At 33.1% G+C, this 24,980-nt stretch carries 21 protein-coding genes; 15 read left to right on the top strand and 6 right to left on the bottom strand.

Annotated features, from left to right (window positions below; translation table 11 throughout):
• Window position 1 precedes the first annotated feature (1 nt).
• From RI845_RS18370 to RI845_RS18355, 4 genes are read right to left on the bottom strand one after another with little or no spacing between them, the layout of a single operon-like run.
• Window positions 2-1,618 (bottom strand): TIGR03016 family PEP-CTERM system-associated outer membrane protein, encoded by a 1,617-nt coding sequence (locus tag RI845_RS18370; RefSeq protein WP_348387627.1) that lies wholly within the window; start codon window positions 1,616-1,618, stop codon window positions 2-4.
• Complete coding sequence (locus tag RI845_RS18365; RefSeq protein ID WP_348387626.1) at window positions 1,575-2,465, bottom strand: XrtA-associated tyrosine autokinase; 891 nt, start codon at window positions 2,463-2,465, stop codon at window positions 1,575-1,577. Before RI845_RS18365 ends, RI845_RS18370 begins: the two co-directional genes overlap by 44 nt.
• Window positions 2,466-2,467: 2 nt before the next feature.
• Entirely contained in the window at window positions 2,468-4,069 is a 1,602-nt protein-coding gene (locus tag RI845_RS18360; RefSeq protein ID WP_348387625.1) for an XrtA system polysaccharide chain length determinant, read from the bottom strand.
• 21 nt (window positions 4,070-4,090) lie between these two features.
• Window positions 4,091-4,696 (bottom strand): XrtA/PEP-CTERM system exopolysaccharide export protein, encoded by a 606-nt coding sequence (locus RI845_RS18355; protein ID WP_405054134.1) that lies wholly within the window; start codon window positions 4,694-4,696, stop codon window positions 4,091-4,093.
• Window positions 4,697-4,895: 199 nt separating this feature from the next.
• Between RI845_RS18355 and RI845_RS18350 the strand changes: the two genes are divergently transcribed.
• Genes RI845_RS18350 through RI845_RS18300 form a run of 11 tightly spaced genes read left to right on the top strand, consistent with a single transcriptional unit; the run spans window position 4,896 to window position 18,160 of the window.
• Window positions 4,896-6,278, top strand: coding sequence for a TIGR03013 family XrtA/PEP-CTERM system glycosyltransferase (locus tag RI845_RS18350; protein ID WP_348387623.1), 1,383 nt, complete (start codon window positions 4,896-4,898; stop codon window positions 6,276-6,278).
• 5 nt (window positions 6,279-6,283) lie between these two features.
• Window positions 6,284-7,174, top strand: a complete 891-nt coding sequence (locus RI845_RS18345; protein WP_348387622.1) for an XrtA system polysaccharide deacetylase — start codon at window positions 6,284-6,286, stop codon at window positions 7,172-7,174.
• Complete coding sequence (xrtA, locus tag RI845_RS18340) at window positions 7,167-8,657, top strand: exosortase A (RefSeq protein ID WP_348387621.1); 1,491 nt, start codon at window positions 7,167-7,169, stop codon at window positions 8,655-8,657. Before RI845_RS18345 ends, xrtA begins: the two co-directional genes overlap by 8 nt.
• Window positions 8,658-8,669: 12 nt before the next feature.
• Entirely contained in the window at window positions 8,670-9,482 is an 813-nt protein-coding gene (locus RI845_RS18335) for a glycosyltransferase family 2 protein (RefSeq protein WP_348387620.1), read from the top strand.
• A 10-nt stretch (window positions 9,483-9,492) separates the two neighbouring features.
• Complete coding sequence (asnB, locus tag RI845_RS18330) at window positions 9,493-11,397, top strand: asparagine synthase (glutamine-hydrolyzing) (protein WP_348387619.1); 1,905 nt, start codon at window positions 9,493-9,495, stop codon at window positions 11,395-11,397.
• Window positions 11,394-12,536, top strand: coding sequence for a glycosyltransferase (locus tag RI845_RS18325; protein ID WP_348387618.1), 1,143 nt, complete (start codon window positions 11,394-11,396; stop codon window positions 12,534-12,536). The genes asnB (RI845_RS18330) and RI845_RS18325 overlap by 4 nt, the downstream gene beginning before the upstream one ends.
• A complete protein-coding gene (locus RI845_RS18320; protein WP_348387617.1) occupies window positions 12,533-13,843 on the top strand; it encodes an O-antigen ligase family protein in 1,311 nt (436 codons plus the stop codon). Before RI845_RS18325 ends, RI845_RS18320 begins: the two co-directional genes overlap by 4 nt.
• Window positions 13,833-15,425: a GMC family oxidoreductase gene (locus RI845_RS18315; protein WP_348387616.1), complete on the top strand. Its 1,593-nt coding sequence runs from the start codon at window positions 13,833-13,835 to the stop codon at window positions 15,423-15,425. Before RI845_RS18320 ends, RI845_RS18315 begins: the two co-directional genes overlap by 11 nt.
• A gap of 31 nt (window positions 15,426-15,456) precedes the next feature.
• Window positions 15,457-15,759, top strand: a complete 303-nt coding sequence (locus RI845_RS18310) for a hypothetical protein (protein WP_348387615.1) — start codon at window positions 15,457-15,459, stop codon at window positions 15,757-15,759.
• A gap of 29 nt (window positions 15,760-15,788) precedes the next feature.
• A complete protein-coding gene (locus RI845_RS18305; protein WP_348387614.1) occupies window positions 15,789-16,721 on the top strand; it encodes a sulfotransferase family protein in 933 nt (310 codons plus the stop codon).
• Window positions 16,721-18,160, top strand: coding sequence for a lipopolysaccharide biosynthesis protein (locus tag RI845_RS18300; RefSeq protein WP_348387613.1), 1,440 nt, complete (start codon window positions 16,721-16,723; stop codon window positions 18,158-18,160). Before RI845_RS18305 ends, RI845_RS18300 begins: the two co-directional genes overlap by 1 nt.
• Here the strand turns inward: RI845_RS18300 and RI845_RS18295 are convergent.
• Together RI845_RS18295 and RI845_RS18290 are read right to left on the bottom strand one after the other, a co-directional pair.
• Window positions 18,134-18,961 carry a hypothetical protein gene (locus RI845_RS18295; protein WP_348387612.1) on the bottom strand — a complete coding sequence of 276 codons (828 nt, stop codon included), beginning with the start codon at window positions 18,959-18,961 and terminating at the stop codon, window positions 18,134-18,136. The genes RI845_RS18300 and RI845_RS18295 overlap by 27 nt on opposite strands.
• The gene (locus tag RI845_RS18290; RefSeq protein WP_348387611.1) at window positions 18,954-19,772 is read right to left on the bottom strand and encodes a sulfotransferase family protein; all 819 of its coding nucleotides are present in this window, start codon (window positions 19,770-19,772) and stop codon (window positions 18,954-18,956) included. The genes RI845_RS18295 and RI845_RS18290 overlap by 8 nt, the downstream gene beginning before the upstream one ends.
• Before the next feature lie 93 nt (window positions 19,773-19,865).
• Here RI845_RS18290 and asnB (RI845_RS18285) point away from each other — a divergent pair, with 93 nt between their 5' ends.
• From asnB (RI845_RS18285) to RI845_RS18270, 4 genes are read left to right on the top strand one after another with little or no spacing between them, the layout of a single operon-like run.
• Entirely contained in the window at window positions 19,866-21,740 is a 1,875-nt protein-coding gene (asnB, locus tag RI845_RS18285) for an asparagine synthase (glutamine-hydrolyzing) (protein ID WP_348387610.1), read from the top strand.
• Window positions 21,741-21,742: 2 nt separating this feature from the next.
• Complete coding sequence (locus RI845_RS18280) at window positions 21,743-22,918, top strand: glycosyltransferase (protein WP_348387609.1); 1,176 nt, start codon at window positions 21,743-21,745, stop codon at window positions 22,916-22,918.
• On the top strand, window positions 22,911-23,972 hold the full coding sequence (locus tag RI845_RS18275) for an acyltransferase family protein (protein WP_348387608.1): 1,062 nt from the start codon (window positions 22,911-22,913) through the stop codon (window positions 23,970-23,972). Before RI845_RS18280 ends, RI845_RS18275 begins: the two co-directional genes overlap by 8 nt.
• The gene (locus RI845_RS18270) at window positions 23,969-24,970 is read left to right on the top strand and encodes an acyltransferase family protein (protein ID WP_348387607.1); all 1,002 of its coding nucleotides are present in this window, start codon (window positions 23,969-23,971) and stop codon (window positions 24,968-24,970) included. The genes RI845_RS18275 and RI845_RS18270 overlap by 4 nt, the downstream gene beginning before the upstream one ends.
• Window positions 24,971-24,980: the final 10 nt, after the last annotated feature.

The following is a 24,980-nucleotide window of genomic DNA, read 5'->3' as shown; positions in this document are numbered from 1 at the left end:
ATTAAAATTCTTTTATTATCTGCATTGACGCACGATTTTCTTTATAACTATAGCCAAAACGGTTGGAATTGCGATTTAGGTGCTGCGTAGAAAAGGTAACGCTAAGAGTGCGGTTCAATTGTCTCTTCCAATTAATGTTATAGAGACGGTAATAGTCCATTTGCTCAAACGTTAACGGGTTATTTTGATCAAGACTGTTTTTGTTAAATGAAAACTTAAGGTTTAACTCAGTGGTTCTACTCATTAAACGTGTTATTGAGAAGCTGGCAAAATCATAAGTATCATAGTCTTCTAATTCTAGATTTTCTCTTTTAGATTTTCGTAAACTTAACTGGTAAGTCATTCTACTGAGCGCTAACGTTGATGTTAAATTAAAGGTTTGGTTAAGATTAAAAGAGTTGGATTCTTGCAGCTCTAGATCGGAATAAAACCCTGCGAAAGTAAAGTTAGTTAAATCGATACTTTCATCAGGAGCAAAAATACAATTACCAACTTCGACTGCTGCTCCTGTAATACACCATACATCTTGCACGTTTACCGGCACTAATTCTAAGCGATCAAATAAATCCAAAGCTTCATTATATGAAAATGTTGTGGTTAATCGTTTAGTGCGGTGGCGATAGTTAAATTGATAAGCGTCACCAAAGAAACGTTGATAATACTTAGCGAAAAAATCGGTGCGAGCAGATGGTTGCCAGTTTATTGAGCCGCTTACATAGTCATCTTGTTTGTCTGAAACCTTCCCTTGAGCATCACTTTTTTCGTCAACAGAGTTATATGCTACATCTAAAATTAAATGTTCGGATGCCAGCCAACGTATGCCAGCTCCAATGGAGGACGTACCTTGTATTTTACTGTCTCTAAGGTTGCCACTGGTATCTTCTTCATAAAACCGGATAAATGGATTTAGTTTCCAATTTGTAATGTAGCCAATAGTTGCATCAGCCGTATAAAAGCGACCTTTGCGTTCATTGTTTTCATAATCGGTATATTGGCTGTCTAAATTCCAGAATACATAGCGCGAATTGCTACCACTCTCACTTTTTATATATGCGTTATAACCATCTCGGTCGCCAACTTCATCTTCAGCCTCATCTAGTATGAACGATATTTTTGAGTCAATCTTGAAGCTTGAGGACTCGGCTTTATATGAAAAACCAGCTCGATAGTTTTTATATTCAACCGTATCAGCAGATACAAGATCTGCTAGAGAGTTTCGAGCAGTATTTTGACTAACATTTCTAATAGATGCGGAAAAATCAAATGCCAATCCATCGGGCCATAAGTCAATAGAACCTGAAGATGTAAGACTATTGTAGTTATCATCCAGATCGTGATCATGGGTATAGAGTGTTTGTGTATAGGCATAGTCTAATTCTAAATTTGCGCCACCAGACTGATAAAATATATTGATACCTGGTGATAATAATGAAACGAAACTGTTGTCGGCATTACCGGGAACTAGCTCAACGTTATCGGTAAAAATTTCTGTAAAATCTATGCGTGGTTGAACCCGCCACTCACTCGCATGGCTTGGAAAAATTATCAGTATACAAACGGCAATAAAACAAAAATTATTGAGGTGTTCTTTTACCGTATCCGTAACCGTAATAACCATATAGTTCCTTTTGTGCGTGAAATGCTTTGTTTAATACCAGTCCTTTGGCTAGCTCATCGTGTAATAATGCACTTGCCTGTTGTACATCATGTAAAGAGGTTCTATTTTCTTCAACGGCGATTAATGCTTGGCCCATAAGTTGTGCCAATACTGATGTCTCTGAAATGCCAAGTAATGGTGGCGAATCAAAAATAACAACCCTGTCTGGGTACCGTGAGGATAACTCTTGGGCCAGTTTAGCCATTCGCTCGCTGGCGAGTAATTCATTGGATAAATGATGAGGAGTACCTGCCGGTATTATTTTAAGATTATCTATATTGGTGTGATAAATAATATCTCTAATGTCTTTAGAATCATTCAGAAGGTATTCAATTAAACCTGGTTTTGACTTAACTCCACACTCATTCAATACACTTGGTCTTAGTACATCAGCATCAATTAATAACACGGTTTTATCTTGTTCTTGAGCAATACTTAACGCTAGATTCAAAGCGATAAAAGTTTTGCCTTCATTCGCTTTCGGGCTGGTGATCATGATCAAGTTTGGATTTTGTAGTGTTTTAGCAACTGCGCCAAATGCATTATTTAAAAGCTTACGTTTAATTTGTCGAAACTCGGCAATTAATGTTTGCTTGCTATCCTCTATATCTTGAATAATAAAATCATTGTTAGACAATTTTTGTGTATCAATTTCGAAGTAATTATTTGCAGTACTTTCTGTCGAAGTGATTACCTGTTCTTTATGGATACCACTTACTTCTGCGGAATTATCAGGTTGCTTTTCTTCACTATGCTGGCTTTCTCTTTCCGCTAATTTCTTCGCCAATGCTTGCTCAATTGTAGACATAATTAGAAAATCCTTTTCAATTGTGGCTGAATAAGTTCAGGTGCCAAAAAGTAAGTAATAAATACAATTAATAAAATAATAAGCATTAGATTAGAAGTGATAAACCAGCGTGTTTTCTTTTTATAAACACTTTTTAAATGTAATTTTTCAGTAGCACTAACAACTCCAAATATTGGTAACTGCAGCTCTCTACTTAATTGTGTTGTTGAAACCACTAAAGGGGTAATTTGAATCATTAACACAGCTACGCCCGTTCCTGCGACAATACCTATGAGAAAAACTGCAAAAAAGTAAGCAATACGATATGGCCCTGTAGGTTTAAGAGGAGCTCTTGCTGGATCGATAACTCTAAATTGTATTTTATCCGAGGTTGCATCTGCTTGTTTTGCTAAAGCAGCGGTTTCTCTTCTTGATAATAATTCTTCGTACTTTTTCTTATTAATTGCATAGTCTCGATTTAATGCCACTAATTCGGCTTCTACTTCAGGCAAAATATGTATCTTTGCATTCAGTTGGTTTACTTGGTTTTGATAATCTTCAACTCGTACATTGAGTGATGCCACCAAGTTTTCTAACTGATTTATTTGAATGCGCATTTCTTGATAAACAGGATTGTTATTAGATGAATTATTGCCTGTAACGTTACCGCTTTCTTCATTATCGGATAACGCTTGATAATACTCTTCTAGCTCTTTTTTTCTTAGCGACGTAAGCTCGTTTAAGCGACGGTTTAACTCGCGAACATCTGGATGGCGTTCGGTGTAGCTGATTAACAATGCATCTAAGTCGGTTTGTAATTGTACAATACGGTCATCATAAGTAGTTGCAATTGTGCTGTCATTAATGATGTTTTCAGAAATATTTTTACCTACAGATCTTTCTTTTGAAAGCTGTGCTTTTGCTGATTTGAGTTGAGTTTGTGCTTCTAATAATTCTAATTTAGTTGCCTTTAACTTTGAATTTGCACTATTTAAGGCAGTATAAAAACCGCCGGTATCATTTGGCATTACTCCGCTGTATTTCTGTTTAAACTCAGTAAGGCGTTTTTCAGCGGCAATTAATCGTTGTTCGTAATCAGATATTTGTTGTTGTAGAAACTGTTGAGCAGTATCGGTATCGCTGCGGGTTTCACCTAAAGTGTTTTCGATAAAAACGGTTAACGCTGCTTGCACAATATTTTTAGCAAGTTGTGGATCTTTCTCTGTAATTGAAAGTGTGTAGATATTTTCTCTACCTGCACTATCAATGATGATATCTTCTTTTAAGTTTTCAATTAACTTTTCGAATTCATCATTGTTTTGGGCTTGTAAGTCTAAATCGGTCATACGTACAATACGTTCAAGGTTAGGGCGACTTAACAAGGTCTTTATCATTAATCTAATTTGAGTGTTGGGATCAGTTTCAACCATTAAGCCTTTCATTAGGGGGCGTAATAAAGATTGTGTATCTACATAAACTCTTGCCGAAGCTTTATACTGATCGGGTAATGAAGCAACACCTAGCCAACCTATAGGACAGATCAGCCATGTGGAAATAATTACATAGTGTTTTTTTGCCCAAACACCTAGTAATGTTTCTTTAAATTTTTCAATTTGCTCATGCATTCAAAGTAATCTTTTTATTGTTTAAAACCATGCTTCTGGAATAACGATAATATCACCTGGTAAGACATCCACATTAGCTTTGATATCACCTGACTTTATTAGGTCTTCAATGTTTAATTGATATTGTTTTTGCCTGCCATTTTCGATTCGTACTAATATGGCATCATTACCGTCAGCAAAATCTGTCAAGCCACCAACTGCAATCATCACATCAAGTAAGGTCATATTCTGACCATAGTTAACCGCCCTAGGTTGAGTTGCTTCGCCAATAACACGAATTTGTTCACTAAAAGGACCGACAAAGTTATTTATCGTTACAGTAACAATAGGCTCACGTAAGTATGTTGATAATCGTTTCTCAATTAGCCTAGCAAGTTGGGTAGGGGTTTTACCCGAAGCGGAAATATCTTCAACTAATGAGGTAGTAATTTTGCCGTCAGGTCGCACAATAAAACTGCCGGAAACTTCTGGATTACGCCACACAAAAATATTTAATTGATCACCAGGGCCAATCAAATAGTTATACGCCGCAGCCGTATCTGTTTTTGCCGGGTAAATGGTAGCTGTTGGTAACGTATGTGTTGAACTGCAACCATAAATTATAAAACACAACAAAGTAGCTAACATTCTTGAATATAAGAGAGAAAATCCTTTTGTCATATTTTTAGCCTTACTCTTAATTTAATTATTTTTACATTAAAAATACTAGTTCATAGATGCTTTTTTAACCAAAAAATGAGTGAAATAAGCTCATCTTTATTAAGTTGGTCTATTATTAAAAAGGTTATGGATAGGCTTATTAAAAACAATACAAGGCGGTTTAAGGGTGAAAAATAATAACTCACATTACTTATCTTTGATGTTAAAGATTTTACTGTTTGTTGATGTCCTCATTTTTTTCGGGAGCTTCACGCTTGCATCAATTGAATCTTTTGAGCAGTTCCTACAATTTGACTTTATCAGTAAGGGTGTGATTTTTACCATAACCTTACAACTTTCTTGTTTAGGGTTAGGCTTGTATAAATCAAAACTAAGGGAGAAATTTGGTGGTATCGCTCAACGTTTGATTTTAGCGATTATCATCAGTTTCGTGCTGTTAAATATACTACAGATATTTATTCAATCGCCGCTTTATCATGGTCAAATCCTCTTTAATGCTTGCTTGTTCAGTTTAATTTTATCGGCTAGTTTTCGCCTGATCTTGATTGCATTTAACGTGTTGGGTTTGGCGCGGAGCAATGTTTTAGTTCTTGGTGTCGGGCAAAGAGCATTGATTATTGAAAAGAGAATGCGCCGAGAGATTGATCGAAAAGGTTTTAATTTACTTGGCTTTGTTTCTATGCCGGGTGATACAGAAGTCTTTATTAATGAAGATAATTTAATAAAGTTAGACACTAGTATCATTGAATATGTACTGAATAATCATATACATGAAATTGTCGTAGCGACAGATGAGAGGCGTGAGAATTTACCTGTTGATGAGCTGTTCGCTTGTAAGATTAGGGGAGTACTAGTTTCAGACATTTTGGATTTTATTGAAAGAGAAACAGGGCAAATAGCCGTAAACTTAATTTATCCAAGTTGGGTGATTTATTCAGAAGGCTTTACATCCAATAATGATCTTAGAAATTCATTAGATTGGTTGTTCAATGCCTGCTTATCTTTAATACTTTTAGTTATTACTTGGCCATTCATGCTTATGGCATATTTTGCAATAAAGATTGAAAATGGTTTATTTTCACCAGCTTTTTTTTGGCAAGAGAGGGTAGGCTTAAATGGGCGAATTTTTAACATGGTTAAATTTCGCAGTATGCAAGAAGATTCTGAACCTAACGGCGCTGAATGTACATCCATAAGTGACCCAAGGGTGACTAAAGTTGGACACTATCTACGTAAATATAGAATTGATGAGCTTCCGCAAATATATAATGTACTTGCAGGTGATATGGGCTTTGTAGGTCCAAGGCCGGAACGCCCTGAATTTGTTGAAAAATTTAGGAAAATTATCCCTTATTATAATGAACGACATAATGTAAAAGCTGGGATTACCGGATGGGCACAATTGAAATATCCTTATGGGGCTGACGATAAAGATGCACAAGAAAAATTAAAGTTTGATTTGTATTACATTAAACATCGAAGTTTCATGCTTGATTTGCTTATTTTAATACAGACTGCAGAAGTGGTGCTATTTGGGAAAGGTCGGTAAATACTGTGTCTGCTAAAGTAAAAAACGCTATGACAGTGGATGTTGAAGATTATTTTCATGTGTCGGCTTTTGCCAAAACCATAGATAAAAATGATTGGAAAACATTAAAGCCTACGGTTGAATATAATACTAAAAAGATCCTAAATTTGTTCGCTCAGCATAACGTAAAAGCTACTTTTTTTATTTTAGGCTGGGTTGCCAGAGCATATCCAGATTTGATCCGCACGATACATAATTCAGGCCATGAAATTGCTAGTCATGGCTTCGAACATACCCGTATTACAGAGCAAACTCGAGATGAATATATTTTTGATGTCTCAAGAAGCATATCTACTATAGAAGACATAATTGGCGATAAAATATTAGGTTATAGAGCTCCGAGTTTTTCTATTAATGAAACAACAGTATGGGCTTATCAAGTATTGGCAGAATTGGGGATAAAATATAGTTCGAGCACCTACCCTATTTGTCATGACTTATATGGAGAGCCATCCTGGCCGAGATTCCCTCACTCTAGAAAAGAGGGCATATTAGAAATCCCAATTTCAACTATCAAAAAGGGTAATAAAAATGTAGGTATTGGTGGTGGCGGCTATTTTCGTTTATATCCCTATTTTTTTTCAAAAAATAGGATTAATTCATACCATCAGCACGAAACTCATCCATATAATTTTTATTTTCACCCATGGGAGATTGACCCTAACCAACCTCGCATAAGCAACGCTCCTTTATTATCAAAAATTAGACATTATACGAATTTAAATCGGATGGAGAATAAGCTTCGTTTGTTAATCCAAGATTTTAATTTTTCGACAATGAAAGATGTTTATCTTACAAATTCAACATTTCCAATTTATCCGAAGCAAGATGTAATACTTGGGAGTTGTGATGGATAGTAAAACCATTCGTCCGCAGTTATTTGTAGCATTAGCCATATTTTCAGGCTTTTATATAAGTATCTTTTATTCAACGTTTCAAAAGCTCCTAAATACATGGACTCAGTCGAATACCTACAGCCATGGATTCTTTATTATTCCCTTAGTAATTTGGCTGATTTACCAACAAAAGCATAAGCTACAAGAAGTTATATTTGGGCCATCTTGGCTAGGAGTATTTTTAACTCTTATTATTTCTATTATGTGGTTTGTAGGAACCCTTTCAGGCATCAATATTGTTGAACAGTTTTTTTTATTTTTAATCCCCACATCTATCTGCTTAGCACTTTTAGGTCTAGATCTAACTAAAACCTTGAAATTTCCCTTGTTCTTTCTGCTATTTGCAATTCCTGTTGGCGACTTTCTGATCCCTTATTTATTATTTATCACAGCTGATATCTCTGTTGGACTGACTAAAATATTAAACATTCCGATTTATAGAGATGGAATGTACATACAGATCCCTAACGGGAAGTTCGTGGTCTCAGAGGCCTGCAGTGGGATAAGATTTTTAATTTCTACAGTGACCATCGGGGTTTTATATTCTTACCTGTTTTTAACGGGGTTCTGGAAAAAAGCCCTGTTCATAACATTGTGCTTTGTTGTCTCAATAGTAGGAAATGGAATTAGGGCCTTTTTAATCATTCTAATAGGCTATCTTTCAGACATGCAAGCTGCAGTTGGCTTTGATCATTTGGTTTATGGTTGGTTTTTCTTCTGTGTGATTTTATTAATTTTATTTGTCATTGGAAATCGTTTATCTGATAAAGAACTGCCTCAGTATGACATCAAAGAATCTAACTTTAAGAAAAACGTAAACTTTCCTTCTTACTGGTTTATCTTTTTAACGTTGATTTTTATGAGTTTTGGACCATTTTTAAATTATATATATAAACAAAAAGAAAACGATATCAAAGCTGAATTAGTTACCCTCGATAATGGCAAACAAAAGGATTTCCCACCTTTACAATGGCAACCAACTTTTCCACATGCTGATTCATTGGATTATAAAAAAGTAAGCACTAAAGGAAGTTTTATAGATGTGTTTACTGCAACTTATTATTTTGAAACTGATCGTAAGGAATTGATTAGTTTTCAGAACAAACTTTTTGATGAAACAATTTGGACTATTAGTGATATATCGAATGGGGAGGTTGAACTCGCAACAGGAAAACAGATTGTTTATCAACAGATTCTAATTGTTAATTCATTAGGAAAAGAAAGAATAATTCGACTTATTTATCAAGTTGGCAATTCATTTTTAGCGAATAAATTACACGTAAAAGCGTTGCAGTTATATAACAAATTAACCTTCTCAGACTTAGGTGGTAAAGCGTTTATTTTATCAATGGATAATTCGTTGGGTGCAAATGAAACATTAGATAAATATATGCAAAATAACTTACAAGAACTACTTTTAGTTGAGGTGAATCATGCCAACTAGGTGGCCTCTATAATGTATATTTCTGTCGTGATACTGTCATATAACTCTATTACACCATTAGAGCGATGCCTGCTACATCTTATCGAAGCATTAAAACCCTTAGAAATGGCAAATGAAATTTTTGTTGTGGATAATGGATCAACTGATGGCAGTGTAGAGCTAATTGAATCTTTTCAACATAAAAACGAACATTTAATATCGACTATTCTATTTAATGAAAATAAAGGCACTACGTATTCACGCAATGCAGCCCTGAGACAAGTTAAAGGCGAATATATTCTGATTATAGATTCAGATGCTTATGTAACCTCTCAGGCGATAACCTCCTTGATTAATTATTTAAAGCACAACCCTGAAACTGGAATTGCAGTCCCGAGATTATTTTATCGAAATGGCAATTTTCAAATGTCTTGCGATAAATTTCCTACATTAATCCATAAAATCAAACGTTTCTTGTTTTTAAAAAAATTTGAAAAAATTACTAATTATCTTCAAAGCGCAAAAGCTCCAATTTCCGTTGATTACGCTATTTCGGCATGTTGGATGATTTCACAAAAAGCGTTTATGGACACAGGATTATTTGATGAAAATATTTTCTACTCACCTGAAGATGTCGACTACTGTATTCGCGTGTGGGAACAAGGTTATAAAATTACTTACCTACCAGATGTTGAGGTAGTTCATGATGCTCAGGAATTATCAAGAGGATTTAGATTATCAATGTTTCATCTTCATCATCTTAAAGGTCTAGTTTATTTAATGCGAAAGCATAAATATTTTTGGGGATTAGATAATTTATATCAGCGTTTAAACAGGATCAGGTAAAGGGACTTTTATGTGTGGGATTGTGGCTATTTTTAATCATGACATTCAATATGAGGTAGATCTCAAGCTATTGAATAAAATGAATAATAGTCAGAACCACAGAGGTCCGGATGATAGCAATATTTGGCAAGATGATGGAAATAAAAACATAGCATTAGCACATACCAGGCTATCAATTATTGATATTGAAGGTGGTAGACAGCCTCTATTCGACGACACTCAAACTATTGGTATAACCTTTAATGGAGAGATATATAATTATATTGAATTAAGAGCCGAGCTGCGCGAAAAAGGCTATGTATTTAACACTGAAAGTGACACTGAAGTTATTGTAAATGCGTGGCTCGAATGGCATGCTGATTGCGTAAAAAAATTACAGGGTATGTTTGCTTTTGTTCTATGGGATAAAAAGAACAAACACCTCTTTGCTGCACGAGACAGGTTGGGTATCAAACCTTTACATTACTCTAAGGCTGATGATCAATCGTTTTTATTCTCCTCAGAAATCAAGGCATTAAAATGTAACGATAAAATATCGTTAGCTCTCAATTCGCAAGCTATAGAAGACTATTTCTCTCTTGGCTATATTCTTGAGCCAAAATCTATTTATAAATCAATATATAAGATTTTACCTGGGCATTACATTTTATTAGATCAAAACAAACCTGAGCAATTAATAAATAAATGCTATTGGGACCCACTCGATTATATAAATGTAGATAGTCAAAATTTTGATCAAGAAACGGTTCAGTTAAAGTTAAATGAGGCAATTAAAAAGCATCTTATAGCTGATGTGCCATTAGGCGTTTTTCTGTCCGGCGGTGTTGACTCTTCGGCGTTAGTTGCATTGATCAGTCAAATAAAGCCAGAGCCTGTAACAACCTGCTCAATAGGCTTTGACTTATTAAAATATGATGAATCTTATTATGCAGAGCAAGTTGCTAAATATTTCAATACTACTCACTTTGAAACCAACGTTTCAGTAAATGACTTATCGTTAGTTGCTAACGTAATAGATGTTTTTGATGAGCCTTTTGCTGATAATTCCGCAATCCCAACTTTGATATTAAGTAAAACGACTAGAGAAAAAGTAAAAGTTGCGCTCTCTGGTGACGGTAGTGATGAACTCTTTTTAGGCTATAGAAATTATCAAATGCTGCAATTGGAAGAGCGATTTAGAGGTGTTATACCTGGCTTTATTCGCAAACCATTTTTTAGTTTCTTAGCAAAAATATACCCTAAACTTGATAGAGCACCTCGTTTTTTACGTGCAAAATCTACTTTCCAAGCCTTGGTGAATAACCCGATAACTAGTTTTCATCGCGCAATGTCTATAATCAATTCAGAACTGCTACAGCAAGTTTATTCCTATCAATTTAAAGAAAAACTTGCAGGTTACAGCTCAGAGGATGAATTTAAATTATTAGCTAAGCAAGTAAATCATTTACCTACACTGAAACAAATACAATATATCGATTTTAAAACCTATCTCCCTGGAGATATTTTGACCAAAGCTGACCGAGCAAGTATGGCTAATTCTTTAGAAGTAAGAGTACCATTTCTAGATCATAAAATTGTGGAATGGGGACTTGGTTTAGCACCTAAACTCAATTTAAGAGGTAGCAAAGTAAAACAAGTTTTAGTCAAATCATTAAAAGGATTAGTCCCAGAGTTTGTTTTAGAACGAAAAAAGATGAGTTTCACTTCACCATTAGATGAGTGGATGAGACAGATTCCAATAGAAACATTAGAGAATAAAATATTCACTAATGCTTTTGTAAATGCTGATATTTTCAATATTAGTCAAGTTAAGTCTTTAATTGAGGAACACCAAAATAGACAACAGAATCACGGTGTATTCATATGGGCACTGCTAATCTTTGAAGCCTTCTTGAGTAAAGAAGAAAGTTTATGAAAATACTCTATCATCATCGAATAGCATCAAAAGATGGACAATATGTTCATGTTGAAGAGCTCTCAAATGCATTTATAGAGCAGGGTCACGAATTGATATTTGTTGCTCCTTCAATAAACCAAAAGACTAAGTTTGGTCATGATGGGGGCATTGTAACAAAGTTAAAAAAACTCCTCCCTCAAGCACTATATGAAATGCTTGAACTTAGCTATTCAATTTGGATTTTTATCAAATTAGCCGTAGCGATTAAAACATTTAAACCTGATTTTATCTATGAACGCTACAACCTTTATCAACCGGCAGGAATTTGGGCAAGCAAGCTATTCAATATCCCGATCATGCTAGAAGTTAATGCACCACTTGTTTATGAACGACGTAAATATTCAGGATTAGCATTAACCTGGCTAGCTACAAAAATAGAACGCTATACATGGCAAAATGCAACACATACTTTGCCGGTAAGTAGAGTGCTGGCGGACTACTTAATAAAGGCTGGCGTTAAAGAAAAAAACATTACAGTTATCCATAATGGTGTAAATAAGCACTTTCTTGAAAGCCTTACACCAATAACAAGCCATGAAGATAAAGAAGAAATAATTATAGGTTTTGTTGGTTTTATTCACCGTTGGCATGGCTTAGACAAAGCCATAGAAGCTATAGCAAAGCACAAAAAAAAATCACTAAAATTAATTTGTATAGGTGATGGCGATATATTGCCAGAACTTAAACAACAGGCTGAAAACCTTGGCATAAAAGAAAAAGTAATTTTTACAGGCCTGTTAAATCGTAAGCAAACACTCGAACAAATAAAGCAATTTGATATCGCTTTACAGCCGAATGTTACTCACTACGCTTCACCTCTCAAACTGTTTGAATACATGGCAGTAGGTTGTTTAATCATTGCACCAGATTGCGACAATATAAAAGAAATATTAACAGATGAATCTGCATTGCTTTTTAATAAAAATGTGAAATCTGATTTTGTAGTTAAACTTAATTGTGCTGTAGAAAAGTTTAATACTTTGATTAATAAAAGGTTTGAAGGGCGAGAGAGTCTTAATCGAAATAGCTTCATATGGCAGGAAAATACAAAGAATATTGTGAATATTATTGAAAATAAACCAAGAGATATTGAATGAGCATAAGTGCTTTGATTTTCATATTTTTATATGTGATGGGCTTAATTAAAGCTTTCACAAGTAAACCCCTTTGGGGGCTATTTTCTTATTTTGTAGCTTTTTATATGCACCCTCCTAGTCGTTGGTGGGGAGTTGAATTACCAGATTTTCGTTGGTCTCTGATTGCAGCTGTAATCACTTTTATAGCTTTAATTTTTAACTCAAAACTCAAAATAGATTGGCTTGATAATAAAGAAAGTAAATTATTACTGCTATTTTGGTGTTATATCTGTTTACAAATGTTTTGGGCTATAGATTTTTACTTACATCTTCGATATATCGAATTATTTTTAAAATTTATACTCTTATTTGTTCTAATAAGAAACTGCATAACGAATAAAGGGGAATTGATATTTTTTATTTTAATAAATGCAATTGGATGCACTTACTTTGGGTATCTAGGTCTAATTAATACTAGTGGGAGGTTAGAAGGTGTTGGGGGGGCAAGCATTGCTAGTGCGAACCTTATAGCTCAGCATGTTGCAGTGATTCTCATTTTAAGCTCTTATTTATTATTGTGTAATTTGAAAAAATTGAATTGGTTACTAATTCCATTGGTAATCATTTTACTTGAAATCATTATGCAAACAGAAAGCCGAACGGTTTTAATATCACTATTTTGTATTGCATTGTTTTCTCTTTTTTATATTCCTAGAGATGTAAAAAAACAATTCATAATCTACCTTTCTTTAGGAGGAATTCTATTTTTTTCTCTTTTAGGGCCTCAAATCATTCAAAGGTTCGAGCAAATTAGTAGTAATGAAAGTAGTGTTTTTCAACCAAAAATTGACCGGAGTGCTTTATCTAGAATTGAGGTTATTAAAGCTCAGCTTTCAATGTTCAAAGAGAGGCCAATAATAGGATATGGGAATAGGGGGACTTTACTTTTAAGCCCATTATATCTTCAGGAAGAATTCCTCACTAAACCAACTGCACAGAATAATAATGCATCAATCAGAGCGTCACACAATCTAGCAATGAGCATGCTTGTTGATCACGGGTTGATAGGGGCTACAATTTATTTTTATTTGATTTTAATTTTATTCTTAAAAATTAATGTAATTAAAAATAATTGTGAAGTGAATAAAGATGATTTTTTCTATAGTGTGATGCTACTTGCTACTACATTATCACTTTTATTACTTCAAATTGCAGGTCAAGGAACAAACAATAAAGTTTTAGAGGTCACTATTTGGTTGATGGCATTGATTACGTTAATAAGTGACCATATTAAGAGCTATTCTAAGGTTCAGATTAATGATAAGTGATGGAAAATCATTAATTGCAGGAAGTCAGATAGAAGCTGATATATGCATAGTTGGAGCAGGGCCCGCTGGGATAGTTTTAGCATTGGAATTAGAGCCTTTTTTTTCAAAAATTGTTCTTGTTGAATCAGGAAGTGACCATTATGTTGATAAAACTCAACAACTCTATCAGGCTGAGTCGTTCCCAGAGCACTTTCCTGATCCATTGATTTCAAGATTAAGGTTTTTAGGAGGAGCGAGTAACCATTGGGCAAATAATACGTCACCACTTTCCCCTATTGACTTTGAATATAGAAACTGGATACCTAACAGTGGTTGGCCTATTTCTTTTGATGACATTGAGCCCTACTATTACAAAGCTTCGACTTATTGTGGTGTAGGAAATGATGGCTTTTTACCAGATAAGTGGATGAAAAAATATCATCAAAAAGATTGGGGGATACAGGGTTCAGCACTTGAAATAGGCATAGCTAAGGCTGCTCAACCGCCTACAAACTTTTATTTGAGTAACGCAACTCAATTAATTAATTCTTCTAAAATACACCTTATTAAAAATGCTAATCTAGTAGATATGGAATATTCTTTAGAAAACAAAAAAGTTTCTAATCTTTCATTCAACGCTTTACAGGCTGACAATTTTTCGGTTTCAGCAAACGACTTTGTTCTTTGTTTAGGTGGGATAGAAAATGCGAGAATGCTTCTATTTTTTAATGATAAATATCAGAATAAATTGGGAAATATAACTGGAAATGTAGGACGGTACTTTATGGATCACCCGACAGTTAAGGGAGCTCAGTTGTTCTCTAATAGTTTAAGTGATTTTCCCTTATTTTCTGGGGTAAATGAATATGATAGACGTATTTTGAGTTATTTTCAGCTAAGTGAGCGATCTTTAAAAGATAACTTGACTACTAACCTACGGTTACCTCTAGTTAAGTCGACCGAATATATGCTTTCTGATGGTATATCATCATTTCATATTTTAAAAGATGCCTTACAGGAAGGTGAGTTTCCGGATCAATTACCCGATCATTTATTAAACTTTGTACTAGACTTTGACATGGTAGCAGAAGCTATTTCTAGAAAATCGTTTGATCATTCTTTATTTGATTCATCTAAACAAATGGCAGGGTTTCAGATCCCAATGATGATTGAGCAAACACCCCATAGGGATAATAAGATTTGTCTTGGCAATGAAGTTGATGTTTTTGGAATACCTAAAATAAATATTCATTGGGAATTAAAAAGCTCAGATATTAATAATATTTGGAAATCTTTAACGATATTTGCTAACGAAGTTGGGACAAATTCTATAGGACGAGTCCGTTTACTTAAAGAAAGAAGCGAGCGTATTTTCAATGATCAAATTGGATTTGGAAATCATCATATGGGAACAACGCGTATGGCAAATAATGAAACAGATGGTGTGGTAGATAAAAATCATAAAGTCTTCGGAACTGAAAATTTATATATTGGTGGAAGTTCAGTATTTCCAACAGGGGGTCATGTACCTCCTACTCTTACCATTGTTAGTTTGTCTATCAGATTAGCAAAACTTTTAAAGGTTAAATATTTTGGAAAATAAGTCTAGACGAATATTTGTAAAGTATAGTGGTATGACTTTTTTTTCAACTTTACTTCCCGTTCATCTTTTTTCTGATTTTTTACATAATATACCCGATGATAAACGAACTTATTTTATAGATTTCTATCATTGGTGGAAATTAAATAATACAGGGACCATTGATCTAAAAGGTCAACTTTTGAAAGTACCCTTTAAAGCTCAAAGTGATTATGAAAAGTTAATTAAGAGAGATTTTCAAGAATCTAGAACTGTAAGTTATAAGGGGCTTGTTTTGAGTGAAACTGAATCTATTGTTTTAGCTGCATTAGGTTATAAATTAATTGCTGAAATTTAAGTGAGGATTTAAATTTCCGGAGTGGGTAAATGTTGAAGGTATGCTTTGTTTTGGGTGTTATGCCAAGGTGTGGAACCAATTTTTTACAAAATATGCTGAGGTTACACACAAGTTGCTACGCCCCTGGACCAGTTTGGGAAGATTTTGTTATTTCTCAATTAGATATTCTTTTTAGATATTCCCAGAGAGTTTCCAATAACTGGGATCCTTATTGGTTTAGAAATGCAGAAACTAATCATAAGGATTTATTAATGCAATGTTTAGGTCAGGGGATACAGGATTTTTTAAAATTACAAGTCAAAAACTCTAATCCTAAAAATGAAATTGAATATATTATATCTAAAACCCCTTCACTCAAAGGCATTGATAAATACAGTCTTTTTTTTAAAAATTGCAAATTTATTATGATCATGAGAGATGGAAGGTCTGTTGTGGCTTCAGGAGAAAAATCTTTTTCTTGGGATTTCGAACTGGCAGCGATTCAATGGAAACTTAACGCAAAGAAGATTAAAAAATTTAAAAAAATGAATGATATAAACTTTGATACATTTTTGTTAATAAAATTTGAAAATTTAATTGTAGAGCCTGAAAATCAATTCAAAAAAATGATTGAGTATTTAGGCTTATCTTTAAATGACTTTGACTTTAGTAAGTTAAAGTCATTGCCTGTTTCAGGTTCTTCAGACTTAAAGTCTTCTTCAAAAGCAATGCATTGGAAGCCCGTATCGAAAGAAAATAAATTTGATCCTTTAAATCGATTCTCTAATTGGTCACTCAATAGGAAGAAAATATTTCATTATATTGCAAAAAATGAAATGGAATATTTTGGTTATCACAGCGACATAGCTTTATCATATTGGGATAGAGTTTGGATTTCACTTTATTTATTAATATGGCCTATTAAATTTGTATTAAAAAAATTAAAGGAGTTTTTTCATTCTATTTTTAATAAAGCTATCTAATGCTTAAAGCTAAAGTATTGCATGGATTGAAATGGTCTTTTTTATCCAAATTTTGTTCTCAGACTATTTCTTGGATAGTCACTTTTTGGGTCATTAGACTATTAACTCCTGCCGATTATGGGGTAGTTGCTTTAGTAACTGTTTTCTTTGCTTTTATTAGTATCTTTGCAGTAAACGGCTTTGTTTCTGCTCTTGTGAAAATGAAAAATATAACGACCCAAGCCGCCAGGCAAATTTTCACTATTTCACTTTTTATGTATTTTCTGTATAGCTTGCTCATTTCTTTTTTTGCAAAGGATATTGCTGTATTTTTTAAAAACAATGAAATTGAATACGTTTTATATGTGATGGCTATTTTTACGCCATTACTTAGTTTCAATGTTGTTCCCAATGCTTACATCCAAAAAGAGATGAATTTTAAATTACAGGCCTATAGTGAGATCATATCGTCATTCTCATCCATATTTACGGCATTGACTTTTGCTTTGTTGGGTTATGGTTTTTGGTCTCTCGTTATCGCACGAATCGTTCAGATTTTAGCCTCCGTAATATCGATAAATTACTTTAAGAAAACTGCTTATGGCATAACTTTCAATTTTTCATTGGTGAAACCAATTCTAAATTTTGCTCTTAAAATGCAGCTAAATGGAATAATTTGGTTTGTTTATAATAAATTAGACAGCTTAATTATTGGAAAATTCTTAGGCACTAATTCTCTAGGTTTATATAATGTTGCAAATGAAATCGCTGCAATGCCTATGAATAAAGCATCATCCATATTAAATCAGGTTGGATTTTCAGCGTTTGTAAGTATAAGTGGCTCTAACAATGATGCAAAATATTATCTATACCAAGCTATAAGGGTAATGTCACTTTTGATATTTCCAGTATTTTTTGGAATTTCAGTTGTTGCAGAAGAAATTCAAAAAGTGATTTTAGGTTCGAATTGGCACGGAACGGCAGCAATAATATCTATTTTAGCGGTTATTCTTCCATTTAGAATGATTAACTCATTATTTCAAAATTTTGCTAATGCTATGGGGAAAGCTAATTTTGCTCTTGTTAATACCAGTATCACAGCTACTATTTTGATTATTTCAATTTCAATTGGAGTGCAATTTGGACTAATCTCTACCGCTTGGGCTTGGCTTATAGGCTTTTCTATAGCTTTTGTAATTAATACTCTTAACTTAGCCAATAAATTCAAGCTTGATAGACGTTATTTATTAAGTCGATTTTCTCCTTTAATGACTTCGATACTTATGATGTTTATTGTTTATTGTGTGAATCATTTTTTCTTATCGAATACTCTTCCGATAATTTCTTTAATTATAAAAGTGATTATTGGAACCATTTTTATTTCAATTACCTATTTTTATTATTACTTTGATGATTTAATTAAATTAAAGGTCTCATTTAAGGGATTTGGTGTGAAGTGACAAGCGATCAAACAAATCATCACAAAGTTCTTTAATATTGCTGTTAATTTTTTGGTTTCTATTGATAGTATTGATAAATACATCTTGTGTTATTTTTTTAGGTACAGTCGGTAATGACATCTTTGTTAGTAGATCTTTAATGTGTTGCGATGGATCTTGGACAAATTTGTCATAATCCCAGAGGAAAACCTTGCTATTAGTATCTAAGCTTTGCTCAAAGAACAGTATATTTCTTACATACCAAAATAAACAGGCGCAATCTAAAGGCGATAAGTCTTTGGAATAAAGGGAATTAATAATTGAAGTGGTTTTATGTGAAATATTTTCACATCTCCAATTATTCTTATCTTTATTTATAATAGGTAATAAATTGCTATGTCCAGGATTTTTAGAGAATTTCTTAATGTCAGATAAACCAACATCTAAGTAATGTCTAAATACCCATAAAACGCAAGCATTTTGTATTTGGCTCAATAGGAGGTTCGCCTTATGGCTTTCAACTAATGGTTTTAAAACAATTAATGGACTGTGACTCTTTTGTACTTGAGCGATGACATTATTAATATTGTTCAATCTAATTCTATTAGGATCATCAATAGATAAAATACTAAACTCACCAAACACTTTTGCATATAAAATGCGATCGAAAACCCGAGATATAATAGTTGTACCGGATCTCTGGCACCCCATAATGATTAAACATTTTTCATATCCTTTTGGATAAAAAAAACGCTGAAATATGGGTTTTATTAACTTACTCGCATTCGAAACCGACTGAGTTGTTTTCTTAATATTAACCATTAGATAATTCAGTTAAAAACATCTCATATTTATCTAACAGTTGAGATTCTAGGTAATCCTTATTGATGGGATCTATTCTAGGAATTTCTTTGCTAACGATATTTTTAATTAATTGGTGAATGAATACAGGCAAAAATAATGTTAGGTATTTGTTTATAGATTTTAAATATTTAATTGGTATTTTGTTTAAATAGCTTGTTTTTTTTCTCCATCTATAGGATTTATTAACTTTTTTTGTTAGCTCTGACTTTGAGATATTAATCTTATCAAGTTTTATTTTTTTTAAAATCTGATTTGTATGTTTTTCTGGATCCTGAATAAAGTCTTCGAAAGAAATTAGTGTTATTTGTTCTCTCTTAAAATATGTTAAATAATCTTGCAATCGATCATAATAAAGGCTTGCCTGGATATGAGAGCTATTAAAATCTTTAAAGGCTTCATCAGGTGTACGCACTTCACTACCTACTCTTCTCGCATGCCAATACGAGGACCAAGCTCTTTTTACAGGGTTTCTAAATATATAGATAATTATGGCTTGTGGGTAATGTCTAGCAATTCTTTCCGCAATGTTTTTTGAACTTTGATTCCAACCAGCAGAATAAGATGTCGAGGCATCTAATAAGTATTTACATTCCTTTTTGTGAAACGCTTTTAAATATGTCTTATGACTATTAGGTTTATAACATTTGTTCGTAAAAAAATTAGTTTCTTTCGGGGAGCTTAAACAAATCTCAGGATGCTTATTTAATATTGTCGCAAGCAGTGTTGTACCACTTTTTGCTGCACCAATTAAAAAAATAAATTTATTCAAAATTAATACCACTTCAGCATATAAAAATTTATTGACTATAGTTTGTAAGTATATAAGAAAATTTATAAATCACTAATGTAAGGATAAATTTGAGTGTGTGCTATTTATGGGATGAGTTGTGTTGAAGAATTAAATAAAAATACACTAATTTCAATTCTCAATACTATGCATTACAGAGGGCCTGATGATAAAGGGCTGTGGTGTCATGAGGGAGGGAATCTCATGTTTGCTCATTTAAGATTAAGCGTTATTGATACCACTGCTGCAGGTCGTCAACCTTTTGAAGATAAAGATCATAACTGTGTTATTACCTACAACGGTGAAGTATACAATTACCTTGAAATTCGCTCTGAATTAGAAACAAAAGGTTATAAATTCCATACCAAAACAGATACTGAAGTTATTGTAAAAGCTTATATAGAATATGGACATGGCTGTTTAGAACACTTTAATGGTATGTTTTCATTTGTAATTTGGGATGGAAGGTCTGAAGAACTCTTCCTTGCAAGAGATCGGTTAGGTATTAAACCTTTATATTATTCTTTAATAGAGAATCAATTCATTTTCTCATCTGAAGTTAAAGCAATACTAGCTGGACTGAAAACAAAACCTAAAGTTAATAAAAACCTTATTGATGACTACATGAGTTTTGGATATATCCCTGGTGAAAACACCCTTCATAAAGGCATTATGAGGCTTCTGCCTGCGCATTATGCAGTGTTTAAAGATGAAAAACTAAGCATTACCCAGTATTGGGATTTAAGCTTTGAAAACACTACGGATAAAGGTTTTGAATATTACTTATCACAAAGTAAATCTCTTTTAGAAAACTCAATTAATTTAAGGTTACGAAGCGATGTGCCACTTGGTATCTTTTTAAGTGGTGGAATAGATTCAAGTGCGGTTGTTGGCTTATTGGCAGATAAAGTTAAAGAGCCTTTAAAAACGTTTTCCATATCTTATGATTTTGGCTCTGAATATGATGAAAGTATTTATGCCAAACAAGTTGCTGAAAAATTTAAAACAGATCATCACGAAATTAAAATAACCCCTCAACAATTCAAAAAGTTTATACCTGAGTACATTCGATTAATGGATGAACCTGTTACTGAAGCGGCTGCCATTTCTTTGTTTTTTGTATCCAAACTTGCTAAAGAGCAAGTAACCGTAGCACTTTCAGGAGAAGGTTCTGATGAAATATTTGCAGGCTATGACTTGTATCAGTACATGTATATTATTGAAGGTTTTCATAAAACCTTAGGAACAACAGTAACGAACTGGATAAGTAAATTATCTAAAAGGCATTTAGGAGAGAATCATAAGCTCTCTAAGTATTTATATTTAGCATCACTTCCTTTTGAGCAAAGGTATAAGGGAGTATCGACTTATAGTAATTCATATAAAGAACTACTTTACCAAGACAAATTCAAAGCTGAAATAACAGAAAAAAACCTTTCAAGAAAGAAATACCAAACAGGTATTTTAGATAAAACAAAAGGGCAAAACTTACTAAATAGAATGCTCTATTTTGATACTAAAACTTGGTTAGTGGATGATCTGCTCATTAAGGCTGATCGAATGAGTATGGCTGCATCTGTCGAGTTGCGAGTACCATTTCTTGATTACCGGCTAGTGGAGTTCGCAGCTACTATACCTAGTAAATATAAGATTAAACAAAGGCAAGGAAAGTACATACTTAAAAAAATGATGGAAGGTATTTTACCTAAAAATATTATTTACCGAAAAAAAAAGGGCTTTCCAACACCCTTAAAATTAATGTTTCAACATGAACTGAAAGGTTATGTTGAGGAAGTTTTACTATCCGATAATGCTAAAGTTCATCAATATTTTAAAGTCGGTAAAATTAAAGAATTAATTGATGAGCACAATGGTAATAAGTCTGATCATCACCGAACACTCTGGCAATTAATTGTGCTCGAAGAGTGGTTGAAGCAGAATACAGATTAATTATGAACCTTAAGATTCTTGCAATAAGTTACTTATATCCAAGTTCTGATAAACCTAATCATGGGGTTTTTGTTCATAATCGCCTAAAAGCAATGAGCAAATATACAGATGTCACAGTAATTAACCCTGTACCATATTTCCCTTTTTTAAATGCTGTTATTAAAAATAAAAATATTCTCCCACAAGAAACCATAAATGGTATAACGGTATATCATCCCCGTTTCCTTTCATTTCCAAAGATTTTTAAGTTTATAGAAATTTTCACATACAAATGGGCGATTGAAAAAGTAGTTAAAGAAATAGGTTTTGAATTTAACTTAATCGATTTGCACTGGACATTTCCTGACTTGCCTACTGGGAATTATCTATCGAAAAAATATAAAAAGCCATTTAATGTAACGCTGCGAGGCATGGAAGCTTTTCATGAGCAAGACTTTGGTATTCGAAAATATGTTGTTCAACATTACTTAAAAAAAGCAAATCATATAATCTCTCTTAGCCAAGAAATGGCAGATAAATCTAATCAATTATCCAATACAAAAGATAAAACCACCATCGTTAGAAATGGTGTAGATACCGGGGCATTTTATTATATAGACAAAAATTTTTGCCGGGATTTACTAGGCATTAGTAAAAATGAAAAAATAATACTAGGTGTTGGTTCTTACATCTATCGTAAAGGCTTTGATATTGTAATTAAACAAATACGAGAAGTTCAACAAACCAAAGGATGTGAGAATGTTAAATATTACATTTTAGGATCAGCCGGACCTGAAGGAAATTATAAAAAAGAATTGGACGCATTAATCATTAAGGAAGGTATAGCTAATTCTGTAGTTTTTATAAATTCAGTGAAAAATAATGAATTAATCCATTGGTATAATGCGGCAGATGTTTTTTGCTTATCTAGTCGTGGAGAGGGTAGCCCTAATGTATTAAATGAAGCTCTTGCATGTGGAACTCCTGTTGTTGCTGCTAGTGTAGGCGGTGTTTCAGACATAATGAATAGTTTACCTAATCTAGGGGTAATGGTTGATGTAGGAGATGATAGTGGATTAATAAAAGGCTTAACTAATCAATTTTTGTTTCCTCCCAACAGAGAGGGCATATCTAAAGCTTTTAATGTTTTTAATTGGGATTGGTGTGCACAACAAATAATCGAGGTTATTAGTGAGTAAAAGCCTATCTATTTACCTTGATCTCATAAGGTTCCTAGCTGCCTTAGTTGTGTTCTTTTCTCATTTAGCTAGCCAAGATATTTCAGGTGGATTTTTATGGCAATTTAAAAATTATTCACAGTCTGCAGTTATGGTTTTCTTTGTACTGTCAGGTTTTGTTATTTCTTATGTGTCTGAAAATCATGAGAAAGGAATCAGGAGTTATAGTTTAGCAAGGATATCTAGATTGTATTCTGTAATCATTCCTGCTCTGGTATTAACTGTAATTTGTGATTATATAGGGATAAAAATTAACCCAGATTTTTATTATAATGCTTCATGGCCATACCCTGAAGGATCACAAGTTGCTCACTACGTTTTATCCTTTTTTTTAATACAAAATGTCTGGGATTTAAACTTAAACCCTGGAATCAATGGACCTTTTTGGTCGATTACTTTTGAGTGGGTTTATTACATTTTTTTTGGTGTATTATTTTATTTAAGATCAAAAGTTAAATGGCTAGTTTTTCTTTTAATTACCCTGTTAGCTGGGCCAACAATACTCGCACTTTTTCCAATCTGGTTACTAGGGGGGGTATTATATCGTTTACAAGATAAGCCCTTGACAAACATCCCTGACTGGCTCTTGGCCATATTTTCATTAATATCGCTTGTGTTTTTATTCTGCCTAAGCCCTACCGTTAGAGATATGGACTTTACTCTTTCATTTATTGAAAGGAAAAGTATTTTAGGGGACTATTTTGATGCAATTATGTTTTCCCTACATCTTTATTTGAGCAAGTATTTAATCGTTTACTGTAAACATTACCTTTATAAGTATAAAAAATTAATTCGATGGCTCGGAAGTTTAACTTTTGCTTTATATCTATTTCATCGGCCAATTTTACAGGTATTAGCAGCAATTTATAATGGAGATAAATCTGAACCAACTTATATTTTTTCTTTAATATTCTTCACATTTTTTATTGTATGTACAATCGGTAGGCTTTGTGAAAAACAAAAAAGTAGGATAAAAAAATTGTTGAAATCAAAATTAGTTAAGGGCTATTTGTGAATAACACACTCTCTATATATTTTGATTTCATTAGATTTGTTGCCGCCCTGATGGTAGTTCATTCGCATATACTGACTAGTGGTTTGATCCCTTTAGATTTATCTATATTTGAATATGGTCGTGAGGCCGTCATTATATTCTTTGTCCTGTCTGGTTATGTTATCTCTTACACCACAAAAATAAAAAATACGAATCTAAAAGATTATTTTGTAGCTAGAGCTTCTAGAATATACTCTGTTGCATTGCCCGTAATTCTACTTGCCTTTATTTTCGGTTTTTTTGGGGCTTATTTTGTTCCGGAAGCATTTTCTGATTTTTATCAAATTAATAAACCTCAGATCTATATTCCTTTCCATCTCCTGTTTTTAGGCGAGGTAGCATCATTTTACGAAAAACCATTTTTAATCACTCCTTATTGGTCCCTAAGTTATGAGGTTTGGTATTACGTTATATTTGCTATTGGCTTTTTTTGCCAAGGTTGGAAAAAAATTGTACTTTTAGTTTTATTGTTTTTATTCTTAGGCTTTCGACTGACACTTCTTTTTCCTATCTGGTATTCAGGAGTACTTCTTTATAAATTGAATCAACATTTAAAATTAAAAAGATCACTTGCTTGGTTTTTATTTATTTTGTCCCTTAGTTTATTTGTTTTCTTTAAATCTTCAGGTGCAATTGAATCATTAAGACACTATACGGTAAGCCATTGGCCCGATTCTCTCGGAGCATTAGCTAGTGCTGACAGAGTACTATCGGACTATATATTTTGTTTATTGATTTGCATTAATTTTGCAAGTGTAAATGGAATTAATTTTAATTTAAGCTCTAAAATCAAAGGATTAATCCGTGGACTTTCATCTTATACATTTACATTATATTTAAGTCATATGTTAATTATTGAAATGTATATAAGATTAACAAAACATTCGTTCACTACTTCTTGGGCACCTTTGATATTTACTCTCGTAAGCATTGCCATTTTTACGTTTTTGCTGGGTTAAATAACAGAAA

The organism is Thalassotalea nanhaiensis, from assembly GCF_031583575.1.
Lineage (GTDB): Bacteria > Pseudomonadota > Gammaproteobacteria > Enterobacterales > Alteromonadaceae > Thalassotalea_A > Thalassotalea_A nanhaiensis.
This window is presented reverse-complemented; position numbering and strand designations above follow the sequence as displayed.

Bases quoted from the DNA above. Each gene is read 5' to 3' on its own strand.
- RI845_RS18355 (WP_405054134.1), bottom strand. From the start codon at position 4,696: ATGTTAGCTACTTTGTTGTGTTTTATAATTTATGGTTGCAGTTCAACA.
- RI845_RS18365 (WP_348387626.1), bottom strand. From the start codon at position 2,465: ATGTCTACAATTGAGCAAGCATTGGCGAAGAAATTAGCGGAAAGAGAA.
- RI845_RS18295 (WP_348387612.1), bottom strand. From the start codon at position 18,961: ATGGTTAATATTAAGAAAACAACTCAGTCGGTTTCGAATGCGAGTAAG.
- RI845_RS18280 (WP_348387609.1), top strand. From the start codon at position 21,743: ATGAACCTTAAGATTCTTGCAATAAGTTACTTATATCCAAGTTCTGAT.
- RI845_RS18370 (WP_348387627.1), bottom strand. From the start codon at position 1,618: ATGGTTATTACGGTTACGGATACGGTAAAAGAACACCTCAATAATTTT.
- xrtA (WP_348387621.1), top strand. From the start codon at position 7,167: ATGGATAGTAAAACCATTCGTCCGCAGTTATTTGTAGCATTAGCCATA.
- asnB (WP_348387619.1), top strand. From the start codon at position 9,493: ATGTGTGGGATTGTGGCTATTTTTAATCATGACATTCAATATGAGGTA.
- RI845_RS18300 (WP_348387613.1), top strand. From the start codon at position 16,721: ATGCTTAAAGCTAAAGTATTGCATGGATTGAAATGGTCTTTTTTATCC.
- RI845_RS18320 (WP_348387617.1), top strand. From the start codon at position 12,533: ATGAGCATAAGTGCTTTGATTTTCATATTTTTATATGTGATGGGCTTA.
- RI845_RS18305 (WP_348387614.1), top strand. From the start codon at position 15,789: ATGTTGAAGGTATGCTTTGTTTTGGGTGTTATGCCAAGGTGTGGAACC.
- RI845_RS18315 (WP_348387616.1), top strand. From the start codon at position 13,833: ATGATAAGTGATGGAAAATCATTAATTGCAGGAAGTCAGATAGAAGCT.
- RI845_RS18360 (WP_348387625.1), bottom strand. From the start codon at position 4,069: ATGCATGAGCAAATTGAAAAATTTAAAGAAACATTACTAGGTGTTTGG.
- RI845_RS18335 (WP_348387620.1), top strand. From the start codon at position 8,670: ATGTATATTTCTGTCGTGATACTGTCATATAACTCTATTACACCATTA.
- RI845_RS18310 (WP_348387615.1), top strand. From the start codon at position 15,457: ATGACTTTTTTTTCAACTTTACTTCCCGTTCATCTTTTTTCTGATTTT.
- RI845_RS18325 (WP_348387618.1), top strand. From the start codon at position 11,394: ATGAAAATACTCTATCATCATCGAATAGCATCAAAAGATGGACAATAT.